Source organism: Tenacibaculum sp. DPLXC6, assembly GCF_056815515.1.
Genome location: NZ_CP141806.1, coordinates 1,094,837 through 1,110,634, shown reverse-complemented (window position 1 = coordinate 1,110,634; position 15,798 = coordinate 1,094,837). Strand labels below are relative to the sequence as shown.

Genomic DNA, 15,798 nt, shown 5'->3' with positions numbered 1-15,798 from the left:
GAAAATATTAAAACCTTTAATCAAAGAAATAACTAAACAAACTAATTTAAATTAAAAAAGAAAATTATGGCAACAGATGACGGTAGTGTAGAAGGCGGAACATGGCCCATGCCTAAGTTCCGATTCGAAGTAGACTTAGGAACTGAATTAACAGGAGTAGCATTTCAGGAAGTATCTGGAATGGATGTAGAGAACCAAATTATAGAGTATCGTAAAAGTAACAGTCCTTTATTCTCTACTGAGAAAATGCCAGGAATTGTTAAATACGGTAATGTAACTATGAAACGTGGTGTGTTCGTAAATGATAATACTTTTTGGGATTGGCATGCAGAAATAAAAATGAACACAATTAAACGTAGAACAGTACTTATAAAATTATTAGATGAAGGAGGTAATGTAACCATGCAATGGCAATTAAATAATGCATGGCCAACTAAAATATCAAGTACCGACTTAAAATCTGATGGAAATGAAGTTGCTGTTGATACTATTGAGATAGCACATGAAGAACTTATTATAACAAATGGCTAATAAGAACAAGGCTAAGACAGAAGATAAAGTAGGTAAGTTTCCTGTAGGCTTTTATTTCTCTGTTTCATTTGATAATAGTGAAGGGTTACCTTTTCAACAAGTATCAGGCTTAACCAAAGAACAAACTGTAGAAGAAGTAGTAGGAGGCGGAGAGAATAGGTTTAAATACCGCCTCCCCGCTGTTTCGATTAGTAAGAATTTGGTACTTAAAAGAGCACTGGTACCTAAAGGTGATGCATTGACCAAATGGTGTAAAGAAACTATAGATGGTGGATTAGCAAAACCAATACAAACAAAAACAGTTTCAGTAAACCTATTGAATAATGAAGGCCAAGTATCCATGAAATGGAACTTTTATAAAGCTTATCCAATTAAGTACTCTATTTCAGATCTAAAATCACAAGAAAGTGAAGTTTTGATAGATACGATTGAGTTAGCCTACATTCACTTTACGACATCATAGAAGTAGTATTAAAAACTAAAAAAATGCCTGTAGAAATTAGAGAGTTAGTTATAAAAACAGAAATCAGAACCGAAACTGAAAAATCGACATCTTTTGAAGAACAAGATTTTAATGTATTGAAAGAGGAGTTAATAAACATATGTAAGCGTATGCTTTCTGAAGGAATAAAAAAAACAAATTATAGACGATAATTTATGGGACTAGAATTTTTGAAAATAACAGGGTATACTGATGAAAACTTTAGCACACCTGTTCCAGGAGAGCCTTATAAAGTAATGATTAATCCAAATTCTATAAAATGGAACAGAAGGATTCAATACAATGAGCAGCAACCGATAGATTCTAGTAAACCTTCTCAGAAATACAAAAACACACCAAGTGATGAACTAAGTTTTGAAATAGTAATTGACTGTACAGGAGTTGTATTTTCAAAAAGAATAGATATGGCGAAAGAAATTAAAGCCTTAGAAGACATTGTGTACACCTATAACGGTAAAATTCATCGCCCTAATTATGTTAAAATTCAATGGGGAGCAAACTTATCGTTTAATAGTGTCTTAAAAAAATTTAATACTACATACACATTATTTAGACCAGATGGAAGCCCGCTTAGGGCAAAAATTTCATTGAGTTTTGGAGAATATGTATCTGAAAAAAAGAAAAAAAAGAAAGAAAAAAAAGAATCACCAGATGTTACGCATTTAGTAGAAGTAATTGAAGGAGAAAGTTTACCACAATTATGTAACAAAGTATGGAATTCTCCTAATCATTATATACAAGTAGCACAGTATAATGGTTTAAATAAGTTTAGGAAATTAAAAGGAGGACAAGAATTAATTTTTCCTCCAATTATTAAACCTATAATATCATGAGTGGAACAACAGACATAAAAAGTGGAGGATTAGTAACTTTTGATATAAAAGTTGACGGTAAGGTAATTCCAGATGTTGTTGAGATAGAACGTATTATTGTTGAGAAATCTGTAAACAGAATAGCAAGAGCCACTATAGTAATTCTAGATGGTAACCCAGCTACTGAAGGTTTTTCAGTAAGCTCTTCTAAAACTTTTATCCCTGGAAATAAAGTACAAATAGCAGCAGGATATGATTCTGTAAACGAAACCATCTTTGAAGGAATAATAACAAAACAAAATATAAGAGTACAGGGAAATTCTGGTCCTACATTAGAAGTTGAGTGTAGAGATGAAGCCATTCGTATGATTGTAGGACGTAAAAGTCTCACCTTCACAAAGAAAAAAGACAGTGAAATAATCTCATCGATTATAGGAACATATTCAGGCTTATCAGCTGATGTAACAGCAACAAAAACAAAATGGCCAGAACAAGTACAGTATTACACTACAGATTGGGATTTTATAATGGCTAGAGCAGAAGTGAATGGAATGGTAGTGACAACTCTTAATGGTAAAGTAGCTGTTTTTCCACCAGATGAAGACAAAAAATCAGTACTTGAAATAGAATATGGAGATAACTTGTTAGAGTTTAATGCAGATTTAGATGCAGTTACTCAGCTAGGTTCTGTAAAAGGGGAGTCATGGGGGTTTCCTAATCAAAAAGTAACGTCAAGTTCAGCAAGTAATAGTTATGCAGGAGCAGGAAACTTATCTAGCAAAAAGTTATCAGAAGTAGTGGGGTTAAAAGAGTTTAAAGTGCAAACCACTGCGCCTTTGGAAACGACAGATTTAACAAACTGGTCAAAAGCAACATTGATTAAAAGTGAGTTTTCAAAAATTAGAGGAGAAGTTAAGTTTCAAGGAAGTAACAAAGTAAATCCAGGAAAATATATAACGTTAGATGGTTTAGGAGATCGATTTAACGGAGATCATTTTATATCTAATGTAACACACACTGTTGCAGATGGAAACTGGATAACGGAGGTAACAGTAGGGTTATCGCCTATTTGGTTTACAGAAGAACCAGATGTAATGGCTCCTCCTGCTTCAGGACTATTACCAGGTGTTCAAGGGCTTTTCAATGCAACTATAAAAAAGATGTACGAAGATCCAGATAATCAATATAGAATATTGATCGATATACCATTATTTGACTCAAAAGGTCAAGGTATATGGGCTCGTTTAGCTAATTTTTATGCAACATCAGGGGCAGGAGTATTCTTTATGCCTGAAGTAGGAGATGAGGTAGTGGTTGGGTTTTTAAATGAAGATCCTCGATACCCAATAATTTTAGGAAGCTTATACAGTAGTGCTAAAAACAAACCTTTTAAAGGCTTAACTCCTAATCAGAAAAATACTAAAAAGGCAATTGTTTCTAAACAAGGAATTTTTATTGAGTTTGATGATGAAAATAAGGTGTTTACCATAGAAACCCCAAGTAAGAATACGGCTGTTTTTAACGATAAAACAAAAGAAATTACCATAAAAGATCAAAACAGTAACAGTATTGTAATGTCTTCTAGCGGGATAGCTATTAAAAGTGCGAAAAATATTTCAATAGAAGCAAACCAAAAAGTAACAATTAAAGGAAAACAAGGAGTAACCGTAGATAGTTCTCCTGGAGATGTTACTGTAAAAGGAACCAATATTAAACAAACAGCCAATGTTAAATTTTCAGCAAAAGGAAATGCACAAGCTGAATTACAAGCAGGAGCTCAAACTACTATCAAGGGAGCTATGGTTATGATAAACTAAAAACTAAAAAATATGCCACCAGCAGCAAGATTAACAGATTTTCATCAATGTCCTATGCAAACACCGGCAGTGCCTTCACCTATACCACATGTTGGAGGTCCTATAATAGGTCCAGGGCAACCTAATGTATTAATAGGAGGATTACCAGCAGCGAAAGTTGGAGATATGTTAGTATGTGTAGGACCACCAGATACAATAGTAAAAGGGTCTGCAACTGTAAAAATAGGAGGAATGCCAGCGGCTAGAATGGGAGATGCAACAGCACATGGAGGAAAAATAGTATTAGGAGCTTTTAATGTAATGATAGGTGGGTAGTGTTAATATAAATAGAAAAAAAGAATTTTTAGGCGCGGGTTGGTCTTTTCCTATAACATTTTCGGTTGGAAATTATCAACTTGAAGTCACTAGGTACGAGAATAATATCAAAGATTCTATAGACATAATAATGCAAACCAACTTTGGTGAGCGACCTATGAGTCCACAATTTGGATCAGGACTTCAACAATATTTTTTTCAAGAAATGAATGAAACGCTTAAAGCTGAAATAAAAGACACTGTAACAAATAGCTTGTTAAACAACGAGCCTAGAATAAGTGTTTTAAATGTTGAGGTAGATTATGCTGATGTTTTAGAAGGCTTAGTAGAAGTTACGATTGACTACGAATACAATCAAACAAACACAAGACATAACTATGTATATCCTTTCTATTTAAAAGAAGGAACCAATTTGTAATAAATGAATGTAATTGATCAAAATAAAATGCTTAACTCGCTAGAATTAGCGCTAGAGAATCACACTCGTTTGATTGATAGTCGAACAGAGAAAGATGATTTGAATTTTTTGGTTAATTTTGCATCGTTACTTAACTTTTATGACAAAACAAATTCAATAAATGGAGATTGGAGTCCCTTTTTATTGAAAGATCCAGTTTTCTTAATCGCTTCAATAGCAAAAACACCGTATACAAAAATACATTCTTTGTTTGTGCAAACTTGCATAACTCTTGAGGAGTTATTAGCGTGTAAAAAAAATACTTCAGAAGTAAATAAAGAGGGTAAAAGCATTACAAATTGTTTTAATCAGCTATTTAATCAATTAATAGGCATATTTCATTTAGTGGAAAGGTGGATTCATTTTATGCTAGAATCACCTCTTGCTTATAATTTAAAAGACTATACAATTAATCAAGTAAAAGAGAAGTATAGTCAATTTTTATGGGCACTTCTTTGGTTGAAGGAACAATTGCATGTTGGTAAACAAATAAAAGGAATAAATTCAGTAAATAAGTATTTTTATAAATCATTTAATCCAAAAATATGGAAACAAAGTGATGTAAAGCTTTCTTATTTGGAATTATTAGAACTAAAATATCCATTAAAAGAAAATACAGAATGTGATTTTTTCAATTCATTAAAAACAACTGGAGAAACTATTTTCTCATTCTTCAACAGTATTATAGAATATTCATTTGTAGAATTTAAAAATATAAAAAAGGAGAAAAGTTTATTTCCTGATACTTTACTACTTCAAACATTCACTGAATTGATGAAGATTTATAAAAGTCAGTTGAACGGACTAACAGAAAAACATTTAAGATTCTATTATAAAGACATCTTACGTCAAAAAAAACAATTAGCCAAAGCTGATTCCGTGTTTGCTTGCGCAAATTTATCTGAAATTAATACTCCTTTCTTATTAAAAAAAAATACACTGTTTAATGCAGGACAGTATGCTGATGAATCAACTATTTTATTTAAAACAACAAATAATGTTTCATTGAGTCCAGCGAGTATTACAAAAGCATACACAGTTACTCAAAAAATAAAAAAGAATGGTTTTTCTAAACTACATAAAAAACAAATTGAAGATGTAGGAATAGTAAAAACAAATGAAGAAGGAAACATTCAAAGCTGGAAAACTTTTGGTTCGCAGAATAAACCAGAAGGGAAAGAAGTACCATTAGGATTTGCAATAGCTTCCCCAATGCTACAACTAAAAGAAGGTAGTAGAGAGTTGAATTTAAAATTTACTTTTTTAACCAAAATTAAAAATCTAAGTTTTTTTAAAAAAGGACAATATTTTTTAAGTACGGAAGAAGGGTGGTACATGCTTTCAAAAGAGAATATTGAAATAACTAGAAATGCCAAAAACAAGCATAAGATTCATTTTAAAATAATTCTAGATAAAACAGCTCCAGCAATAGTTTCTTTTCAAAAAAAACCAGACGGTGTTACTAGTACATGGCCAATGTTTAAGATGAGTTATGATGAGTTCGTAGATATAACGAACCCACCTAAAATAAAATCATTAGAAATAAAAGTGGCTGTAAAAGGAATAAATTCATTTCAGTTATATAATGATTATGGATTGTTAGAAACAGAAAAACCTTTTCAACCTTTAGGACCTACACCAGAAAAAGATCAAAGTTTTATGATTGGTAGTTCTGAAATTTTTAGTAAACCAGTAAAAACTTTTTCTGTTCAATTAAATTGGAATAATTTACCTAGTAATTTTACAAGTTACTATCAACAGTATAATAAGTATTTGGCTGGCTATTATAATATGCTGCCTAGTGTTATTAAAGCTAGAGAAAAAAAGAAGACTTCTTTTTTTAGTAGAATATGGCCTTTTAGTAAAAAGAAAGAAATAAAAGTAGTACCAGTTTATGATAAACCTTATAGTGATGAGTGTTTTAAGGTAATTTTTCAATTACTACAAAATAAGCAATGGCTTCCTGTTGAAATGGATGTAAGTTATTCTTTTTTAGATAGTTTACTTAGTGAAGAGTTGAAAGGTGCCTACAAAAGAGAACTTTTCCAAAAGGTACTTTATACTAATGCTAGTATAAAAGTTAGCGACGTATTAACCATAAAAAAACAGCATGAAGTTAGTGAGTTATTTACAATTAAAGATGTTTTTAAAATTACAGCAAGTTTAAATATAAATGAAGAACTAACTCTAGTAGATAAACTAAAAATAAAAGGATTATTAAGTATAGAAGAACGATTAGTTATAAGTGATATTTTAAAAGTAAAAGATGAACTAAGCATTAATTACTTAACAAAAAATCAAGAAAAAGTTAAAGTAATTGAGCTTTTTGAGTTAAATCAAGACTTAAAAGTAAGTGATGTTTTTTTGTTAAATGAAAAAGTAAGTGTAGATAATACATTAACGATTAAAGAACATCTAAATAATACAGGAATAACGTTATATAAAAATCATAGAGTTATATCATTAGACTTAGAAGTTAAAAATCAATTCTCTATAAACACTTCTTTAAAGATTGAAGATATTTTTGAAATCAACAAAGACTTAGTGGTTAATGATTTGCTAACAGCTAGAGGAAATGAAGTTATAAAGTTAAAAAACGACGTAACCTTAAATAATTTATTAAACCTATATTTAGGAGACTCAAGTACATTAATAAATTGTGAAGGAAGTTTAGTTTTAAAAGACGAACTGAAAAATAGTACTAGTTTGAGTATTTATGGAAAGTTGCAATTTGAAGAAGATATTAGTCTAGAGAGTATAATAAAGATTCAAGAAGAGCTGTCTTTTCTAGAAATAGTTAGTATAAATACTCAGGTAATTGAAAAAAATGCTACAATTCAAATTAATAAACTTAAAAAAGATAGTGTTTTTGGATCTACAAAAATTTCAGAAGTTCAAAAAAATATAAATCCAGCTATTCAAAACACACTTTTAGAATTTACAGAGGAAACTTCTACAGGGTTTATTCGTATGCAATTAGTAGAACCAAACTATGGATTTGGAACATCATTGTATTCAAAAATAGTAAGTGCTATTGCCTTATATAATGCTGATGGGATTGCTTTAAATTTTAATGAAAAGAAGGTTGAATATCCCTTAGCAAAACCAGCCAATGAGCCTTATACACCTATTGTAGGTTTATTTAAAGGAAAGTATACAAGTAGCATAACATATAATTTTTTAGGTGAAGAGAATCAATATCCTATACAGTGTTTTTATTATGATGTATTTAAAAATTACAAAGTATATGATACAAGCTTAACGAAGAAAAAAAATACAGTGATACAAAATGGTTTTCCTGAATTGTTACCAAAAGTTGAAAACAAAGGGAATTTGTTTTTAGCACTAGAAAAAGTAATAGCTCCTTCGGCAGTAAGTTTTTACTTTGAATTGGCACAAGATTATTCTGCTTTAAATCAAGAGAAACAAGAAATTAACTACAAGTACTTGGCGAAAAGTAGCTGGAAAGAGTTGCCTTTATTTTCAGATACAACAGATAAATTAGGTTGTTCAGGTATTATTACTTGTAATATTCCGTCAAGGATAACAACTATACATAACACGATGCCTAATGGTGAGTATTGGTTGTGTATTGGTGTAAAGAGTGATCCTGATGCTTATGGTGAAACGACTTTTTTAAAAACAAATGGGTTTGAATTACAAAGAACAGGAAGTCAATATAAAAACACTTCGAAAAAACCAGTAATAAAACCAAATGCAATAGAAGGACCACATACTGCCATTCCAGAAATTGCAGCTGTTACACAACCATTTTCTTCCTTTGGAGGAAAAATGTCTGAAACAGAAGAACAAATGAATAAGCGAGTGAGTGTACGCTTAAAAACAAAAGATAGAATAGTAACAAGTCAAGATTATTACAGAGAAGTCATAGAAGTATTCCCAGAAATTTATTATGTAAAAGCAACATATGATAAAAAAATAAAAAAAACAGTAGTATATGTGGTTAAAAAGGTTCAGAAATGTACAAGCTCAATGGCGTTTAAACCTTTAGTAAATCAATGCTATCAAGAAAAAATTGGGAAGTATTTAGAAAAAAGAGCTTCAAGGTTTGCTAATATTCAGGTGAACAATTTTGAGCTTATTTATATCAAAATAAAGGGGAAAGTAAAAATAGTTTCTGGCTACGAACCTAAAGGAGTAGCTCGAAAAATAAATAAAAAAATTAACGTTTTTTTATCTCCTTGGATAACGACTTCACAAAAACAAATTACCATTAATAAAGGAGTAAGTGTTGCACAAGTCTCTGAGTTTATTAAGAGTTTTAAAGAAGTTGAAAGTATCGTATTTCTCGAATTGTATTTAGGAAAAAAAGAACAAAGTTCAGGAAAAACTATATATAAAAAACAACCCTATCATACAATAAGTCTCTTAGATATAAAGTCGTCAGATTTGTTAGTGCCATCATTAAATAATGCCGAAATAATCTATATGTAATGGAAGAATTAAATCACATAGAAAATACCATATTACCTATAGAGCTTAACTTTGATGAACTCAAAGAACTAGGACTTGCTTATATTCAAAAAAATAATGATAATACTTGGACGAACTTAAACCCTAGCGATCCTGGAGTTACTATTTTAGACCAATTGTGTTTCGCTTTTACAGAGTTAGGATATTGTAATAACTTTTTGATAAAAGATATTTTAACCAATAAGCAAGGAAAATTAATAGTTAAAAATCAGTTTTACCTTCCTGAAGATATATTAACAACTTCTCCTATTACAATTAACGATTTTAGAAAGTATGTAGTTGATAAAGTAAAAGAAGTAATCAATTTACAAATAACAGCTGTAAAAAGTCAGGCTAATGTTTACAAGGTAGAAGTGTTATTAAACAGAAGAATAGATAAAAAGAAGCTTGTTGAAACAGTTACGTTTAATAATCAAGAAAAAAAAGTAACTGTAAAGAGTCAAGAAGAAATGATTTTAGAAAATACTTTTTTTGTTCTGAATTCTTGTAGAAACCTGGGAGAATTGTTTTTATATCCAACTTCTCTTGTAGCTAAAAAGTACCGAGTATATGGACAGTTAGAAATAGAAAGCGGATACAATATAAACACTGTTTTAATAGAAATAGAGACAGCAATAAATAATTATGTTTTTCCTAAGTTAACCCAAGCTGGATATAATGAGTTAAAGGAAGAAGAGACGACGAATACAATTTTTAATGGGCCAAAATTAGCAAATGGGTGGGTTGCAGAAAGTAATATGGCTCCCAAAAAAAATAAAATTCAAGCTTATGAATTAACAGAGATTATTCAATCGATAAAAGGGGTGTTATCAATTTCAAACGTATCATTTGGTAATGTTGAAGAAATGTACGAAGTATTCTCATCTGAAGATGAAATACTAGTATTTAACTTTATTGATTTGTCAGAGGAAAATAGTAATGGTCTACAAGTTTTTACAAAAGGAAAAGATATAAGTACTAGTATAAATACTTCAGTTATAAAAGAACTATCAGGTTTAGATGACACTAATAGTCAAATAAGTAAAGTTTCAACAGTAAGAATGGCTCCAGAATTGCCTGAAGGAACTTATAGAGATATTAGTAGTTATTACTCTATTCAAAATACATTTCCAGACGCATATACAGTAGGTAGTGAAGGGGTAAGTGCTAATGCAACCGCTTTTCAGATAGCACAATCTAGACAGTTAAAAGGATATTTAACACTATTTGATCAAGTGCTAACTAATCAGTTTATGCAATTGGCAAGTCTTGATAAACTTTTATCTTTTGAAAACTCAGTAACAGGAGCTCCATCAGACCAAGAACAGTTTTATAGTGTTCAAACCGCTTTTGAAAATGAACATCCAGAATATCCATCTCCCTATGTTTGTTTTTCACCAACATATTACTATCAATCACTATATAAAGAAGTACCACACATACGCCCCCTACTGCGTAACTTTAAAAAGCATGAGTTCAGTTATGAAATTCAACCTATTGCACAAGCGGTAAACAATAGCTGGAAAAAGTATCAAACAGACCCATACAATTCTTATATGTGGGGATTGATGGCTTTTATGGAAGATGAAGACATAAACTTAGAAAGGAGAAACAAAATACTCAACCATTTATTAGCGAGACATGGTGAATCCCCAATGCTTCTTGATATTATTATTGAAGGAACTGTGTATTCAGGAAACTCACAAAAAGATAAAGTGATTATTAAAAGTTTGTATTTACAAAACTTAGGGCTTTTATCATACTATAGAGCCAAAGCATATAATTTTATTGGAGCTACCAAATTAACAACTAAACATATTGAAAGCTCTAGTAAATTACCAGAAAAAGAATATCAAGAGTTGCAAAAAAAACTAATTCAAGGAAATCAGAAAAACTTCATTTTTGATACACTTAAGGTAGATGAGGAGCAAAAAATAACCAATCTAGATTTTACAGATTTTTCAGGAGTAGAATTAAAATTAAACCTACTCTTTGCTTTAAATATATATTATCAAGATTATTTAGTAAATAATAATGATGCCTTTGCATATTGGTTAATTACTCAGCGAAAAGGTTTTTTATGTATTGAAACTAATTTATTAAAAGAATCGGTGGATTATGAAATAGTAATTACTGAAGGTTTTAAGGGTGAATTATATTGGAAACTACCACGAAAACTAACTTATAATGAACTCATAGAGTTAGAGTGTTTGTTAAGAAGGCAAGTTGATTTTATAGAATTACGCAGCAAATATTTACTAGTAAAAGAGGAAGATAAAATTTATGAAGAGAGTGATTTTAATAGTATAGAAAACTCTTCATATAAATGGTCAGTTAAAATACCTTTACAAGAGGGAGCTTTGTCGGTAATAGATTTATTTTTTGAGAACGAACTTCTTTTGGTTTTTCCTGAATTTTTTGAAGGCACTTCAAGTTTTAAAATCTCAGATTTTAAAAACAGATTGTCTTATTTTTTAGAAAGTGAACTACCAGTACAAGTAATGGCAAAAAGTCTTTTTATAAAAGATGACTTCTTGAAAGAGTTAATTTTGGCGTATGCTAATTGGTATAATAGTTTACGCTTTAATCAAGAGAATGGTGCTATGCATGGAGTAGGTTTGAGAAGTAGTGCGAAAGAGTTGGTTAAGATACTTTTTGAATTAAACCGATTAAGTGATGCTTAAAAACAACAATCATATCGTAGCACGTTGCCATTGGAATACTTCTTTTGATAATAAAGATAAGGGAACAGAACTACAAAATACAATTAGTTATTGGAGTGAGCATCATATGCCTAGAGAGATAAGCAGTGTTTTTGATGTTGTATGTCCAGAGGAACAAACACTTAAAATTAAAAGTTTAGAACTCAATTTAGGCATTATAAATTATGAAAACTTAGAAGAAAGTTTATACCTAAAATTAAAAGCTCAATTGTTATTGAAGCTTAATGATATTTTAATGTATCCAAGTAAATACTCACAAAGTATTGAGGTTGTAACGGAAGAAAACACTCATTTAACTACGTTAAAATATTTTTTATTAAAAGGGGTGATGCCATGGAATTATCAAAAAATAAAAGGCTCAGTTAACGAGATTTTTGAACATCAATTACAACATAATAAACAAGAGATGATGCTTATGATTGAGGAGGTTGGAGTTAAAGAATATGTACGTAAACGTATTGCATGGCAACTAAAAGAGGAGCATATAAAAGAAATTATTAAAAACATAGAGAGAAGTAATGATAATTACATTATTGAGTTTTCTGAAGAGTTTGTAAAAATTCAAGAACAAGAATCAATTGTTAAAACTAATCTTCAAGATTTTAAAAAGAATTTACTGTTTTGGATTCTTAATTATTTGTTTGCTGAAAGAGGTACAATGTTTAATAAGATAGAGTTTGTACAAAGCAATATTCAACAAATGGCAAGGCACTTTAATATGGAGTATTATGAACTTTTTGCTTTGATTGAAGATGCTGTAGATAATGTACATGAACAATCGTATGTTAAAAATAATTTTATTTTAATTCTGTCTATCCTCTCTCAAAAACAACAAAATACTTTTTACAAGTACCCTTCAACTGAAAGACAAATAGAAAAGCAATGGCAGTTATTAGAGTATTTTTTACAATCACCTAATAATTGTAGTACAGTATATCAGAAAAAAAGATTAGAAGAACTCATACACTATTTATCAACTATAAACTCATTTAGGTTTAAAGAAACAATATCTTTTTTAGATAATCACTCTTTTAATACACTGGCGTTAAGTGAAAATATATCTGAGGAGTCTTTAAGTATATTATGTAAAGCATTGTCTCCTACTAATGGAGTAAAGTTAATAAGTCAGATAACGTTTTTAGGTAAATTGGAGTTAGAAAAACATTTTAAGCTTTCTAAAAAGTGGTTGTTTGGTAAAGGGATTCTATATTTAAAAGAAAAAAAAGGAAGTTTTTCGAGTAAAGAGTTTTCTAATTACATAATAAATGAAGTAAATAAAACTCAAAAAACACCAAAAATAAAAATCTTTGAAAGAATATTAAACACACCACTTTTAACAACACATAAAAATACAGAAAACCTAGATGTTTTTAAAGGGTTAAAACAGCTCTATACATTAGAGCTTTCAAAAGAAATACCCACTTTTTCAAAAAAACAACTAGTAAAGATTCTAAACGAGTTAGAAAAGACCTCAACAAAAGGGAAGCAATCAAGATTTACAGAACAATATTATGCAATTCTTCATGAGTGGCTTAGAGAAAAATCAAAAGCTGTTTGGAAAGTGTTTACAACTTATAAAAATCAAAAATTTATTAAAGAATTACTTTTTGAATTACTCAGTGACACAAGGGTTGTTATTCCAGTATTAAAAAATGTATTCCCTAAACAATATCGAATATTAAAAAGGTTAGAACTCAGTATCGATGAGGTTGTAAGTAGTAATCAGGCATTGCTTAAAAGTTTAAAAAGTATAAAAAAAGAACTACTAATTAAAGCATCAAGAGTACTTATAAGTAATCAAAAGTTAAACACTACATCTTTTATAAAATTAGTTTTAGAATTATTAATTTTTCAAGAACAACAATCGAATAGTAAGTTGTATGAAGAAGGAGTTATGTGTGTTGTAGAGTCTTTTTTTAAAAAAAATGAAGAGTTTTCTGAAACACAAAAAAAAGAACTGAAAGTATTTGTTAATACAATAGTTAAAGTGTCTGTTTTAGAAAGGGTTAAAAAATACATTGAAGAGCATAATAACAAGCAAAAAGAAGTAGCAGTAATGTTAACTGTTTTAGTTCGCGAGAAAAAAGTAAGTTCTAAGGATTTTAAGCAGTATGAAAAAAAAATAAGTCAATATTTACTAAAGGATGGTTACACACTTCAAGAGGATTTTATAAAAGAATATCAGAAACAAAAAGATCAGTTTAGTAGACTTTATTCAGCAGTAGAAATAAAGAAGGTTATAACAGAAATATATTGGCAAAGTATTGCAGATTACCAAGTTTACAAAGGAGATAAAATAAAGTTTACAACATTTTTTAAGGCTTCTATTTTAGAGTTTTTAGGGGGAGTAAAAAATGAAATAGATAAAGGCGGAAAATCAAAAAAGTTATATAGAGAGGAGAGAATAAGAAATAGCATAAAGTTTAAAGGGCAAACTTTTTTAGTAAAAGAAATTTTATATCATATAAAAAAAGCTATTAAGAATGGAGTTTTAAAGATTGAAATTAAAGGAAAATCTTTAGGTTTTAAAGAAGTGTTTTTTTTTCTTTTAGAGGAATATCCAACACAAATACATGAATTACTTAGAGATAAAACTATTACAGAAAAACAAATTAAAGGTCTACAGTCAGTTATACCTTTTCAACAGTTTATTATACTCATAGCTAAGGGAAGATTAAGAGCTGTATACAAAGATATTTCAACCTTGTTTTCTTTGGTTCAAGAGTTTGTCGATAGCTCAACTAAAATAGAAAAAGAGTTCTGGAGAGAAACTATTCAGTTAATTAGAAATCATAAAAAAACTAGAGAATTAAAAGGATTCATTAAAATAGTTTTGGAAGAACTTTCGGTTAAAGAAATAAGGGCATTAGATATTGTACGTGTTATTAAAGATAAAGATATAAAACTACCGAGTACTTTAAAACAACTATTGGTAAAAAGAAGCTCAACTTTTGAGCTGTTAGAGGAGTTAGATAAAGAAAACAATACTCCTAAAATTATTACTCCAAACTATAAGAGAAAAACTTTAGAAAGATTAATAGAATCTCTATGTATAGAAGATAAAATACCATCTTGGTTTTTGCATTTAACACCAGTTACAATTAAGGGGTTAATAAACGAAGTTTTAAGAGATACCCCATTAATAGTAGTGTCAGTATTAAGAAAAAATATAGTTTCAGATACTCAGCTTAGTAAACTAGCAGATAAAATAAAAGTTGAAACTTTAATTAAATCATTAAAGGAGCTGTATCCTAATCAACAAATTCAACTAAATACAATTGAAAAATTATATAAAGCAATAGGACACATTTCAACAAAAAGTATAAATGCAGAAGAAGTTCAGCAAGTACTACTTATAAAAGTGTTGAAAAGCTGGATAACTTCTAATTGGAAACTTATAGGAGCTACTTCAATATGGAAAGAACTTTTATGGGAAGTATGTACTAAGAAAAATATAGAAGAGCGTCAATTTTTAGAAGCTTTAGATGATGTTAAAACGCAACTTCCTACGCAACTACAATTGAGTTATAATGAGTTAGAGAAATTGAAAAGGATAGAAAACACAACTCAAAACAAAATCAGAAAACAAGAAAGTATGAACGAACAAAATAATGATAAACTAGCTGTTGGGATAACTGTCCCAAATGCAGGGATAGTGTTGTTAAATAGTTATTTTTTAATACTATTTGAACGATTAAACTTAGTAAAAGACAACAATTTTATTTCAGAAGAAAAGCGTTTAGATGCCATCCACTATTTACAATATATAGTAACAGGAATGACAAAAACAGAAGAATCGTTACTAGCACTTAATAAAGTGTTCTGTAATGTTCCATTGTCTCAACCTATACATGATGAAATACAAATGTCTAATAAAGATAAGAAGTTGATAGAAGGACTTTTAGAAGCAGTAATTGATTATTGGAACGCTATTGGAGCTACCTCAATACAAGGATTTAGAGGAAATTGGTTAGTGCGTAACGGAATTTTAAGAGAAGAGGAAGATCGTTGGAGTTTAACAGTTGAAAAAAGACCATATGATGTTTTGATGTTAAAATCTCCTTTTTCTTTTTCAATTATAAAGTTACCATGGATGCCAAAACCACTTCATGTAACGTGGCCTTTTTAAAAGAAGTATAAGATTAATCAAACACTCGGTAGAGTGATA

General features: G+C 29.7%; 10 protein-coding genes. All 10 read left to right on the top strand.

The genetic code is table 11. The annotated features are described in order from the left end of the window. Positions 1-66: 66 nt before the first annotated feature. Genes VCM48_RS04875 through VCM48_RS04830 form a run of 10 tightly spaced genes read left to right on the top strand, consistent with a single transcriptional unit; the run spans position 67 to position 15,759 of the window. Positions 67-531, top strand: a complete 465-nt coding sequence (locus VCM48_RS04875) for a phage tail protein (protein ID WP_274640126.1) — start codon at positions 67-69, stop codon at positions 529-531. Next, a complete protein-coding gene (locus VCM48_RS04870) occupies positions 524-994 on the top strand; it encodes a phage tail protein (RefSeq protein WP_482271839.1) in 471 nt (156 codons plus the stop codon). The genes VCM48_RS04875 and VCM48_RS04870 overlap by 8 nt, the downstream gene beginning before the upstream one ends. A gap of 23 nt (positions 995-1,017) precedes the next feature. Then, on the top strand, positions 1,018-1,185 hold the full coding sequence (locus VCM48_RS04865; RefSeq protein WP_274640124.1) for a DUF5908 family protein: 168 nt from the start codon (positions 1,018-1,020) through the stop codon (positions 1,183-1,185). 3 nt (positions 1,186-1,188) lie between these two features. After that, a complete protein-coding gene (locus tag VCM48_RS04860; RefSeq protein ID WP_274640123.1) occupies positions 1,189-1,866 on the top strand; it encodes a CIS tube protein in 678 nt (225 codons plus the stop codon). After that, positions 1,863-3,662, top strand: coding sequence for a type VI secretion system tip protein VgrG (vgrG, locus tag VCM48_RS04855; protein ID WP_482271838.1), 1,800 nt, complete (start codon positions 1,863-1,865; stop codon positions 3,660-3,662). The genes VCM48_RS04860 and vgrG overlap by 4 nt, the downstream gene beginning before the upstream one ends. Positions 3,663-3,674: 12 nt before the next feature. Continuing rightward, positions 3,675-3,977 carry a PAAR domain-containing protein gene (locus VCM48_RS04850; protein ID WP_274640121.1) on the top strand — a complete coding sequence of 101 codons (303 nt, stop codon included), beginning with the start codon at positions 3,675-3,677 and terminating at the stop codon, positions 3,975-3,977. Then, positions 3,970-4,395: a GPW/gp25 family protein gene (locus tag VCM48_RS04845; protein ID WP_482271837.1), complete on the top strand. Its 426-nt coding sequence runs from the start codon at positions 3,970-3,972 to the stop codon at positions 4,393-4,395. Before VCM48_RS04850 ends, VCM48_RS04845 begins: the two co-directional genes overlap by 8 nt. Positions 4,396-4,398: 3 nt before the next feature. Then, a complete protein-coding gene (locus VCM48_RS04840) occupies positions 4,399-8,889 on the top strand; it encodes a hypothetical protein (protein WP_482271836.1) in 4,491 nt (1,496 codons plus the stop codon). Next, positions 8,889-11,591: a hypothetical protein gene (locus VCM48_RS04835; RefSeq protein WP_482271835.1), complete on the top strand. Its 2,703-nt coding sequence runs from the start codon at positions 8,889-8,891 to the stop codon at positions 11,589-11,591. The genes VCM48_RS04840 and VCM48_RS04835 overlap by 1 nt, the downstream gene beginning before the upstream one ends. Further along, positions 11,584-15,759 (top strand): contractile injection system tape measure protein, encoded by a 4,176-nt coding sequence (locus tag VCM48_RS04830; RefSeq protein WP_482271834.1) that lies wholly within the window; start codon positions 11,584-11,586, stop codon positions 15,757-15,759. Before VCM48_RS04835 ends, VCM48_RS04830 begins: the two co-directional genes overlap by 8 nt. Positions 15,760-15,798: the final 39 nt, after the last annotated feature.

Coding starts and splice junctions, on each gene's coding strand:
- VCM48_RS04875 (WP_274640126.1), top strand. CDS start 67: ATGGCAACAGATGACGGTAGTGTAGAAGGCGGAACATGGCCCATGCCT.
- VCM48_RS04870 (WP_482271839.1), top strand. CDS start 524: ATGGCTAATAAGAACAAGGCTAAGACAGAAGATAAAGTAGGTAAGTTT.
- VCM48_RS04865 (WP_274640124.1), top strand. CDS start 1,018: ATGCCTGTAGAAATTAGAGAGTTAGTTATAAAAACAGAAATCAGAACC.
- VCM48_RS04860 (WP_274640123.1), top strand. CDS start 1,189: ATGGGACTAGAATTTTTGAAAATAACAGGGTATACTGATGAAAACTTT.
- vgrG (WP_482271838.1), top strand. CDS start 1,863: ATGAGTGGAACAACAGACATAAAAAGTGGAGGATTAGTAACTTTTGAT.
- VCM48_RS04850 (WP_274640121.1), top strand. CDS start 3,675: ATGCCACCAGCAGCAAGATTAACAGATTTTCATCAATGTCCTATGCAA.
- VCM48_RS04840 (WP_482271836.1), top strand. CDS start 4,399: ATGAATGTAATTGATCAAAATAAAATGCTTAACTCGCTAGAATTAGCG.
- VCM48_RS04835 (WP_482271835.1), top strand. CDS start 8,889: ATGGAAGAATTAAATCACATAGAAAATACCATATTACCTATAGAGCTT.
- VCM48_RS04830 (WP_482271834.1), top strand. CDS start 11,584: ATGCTTAAAAACAACAATCATATCGTAGCACGTTGCCATTGGAATACT.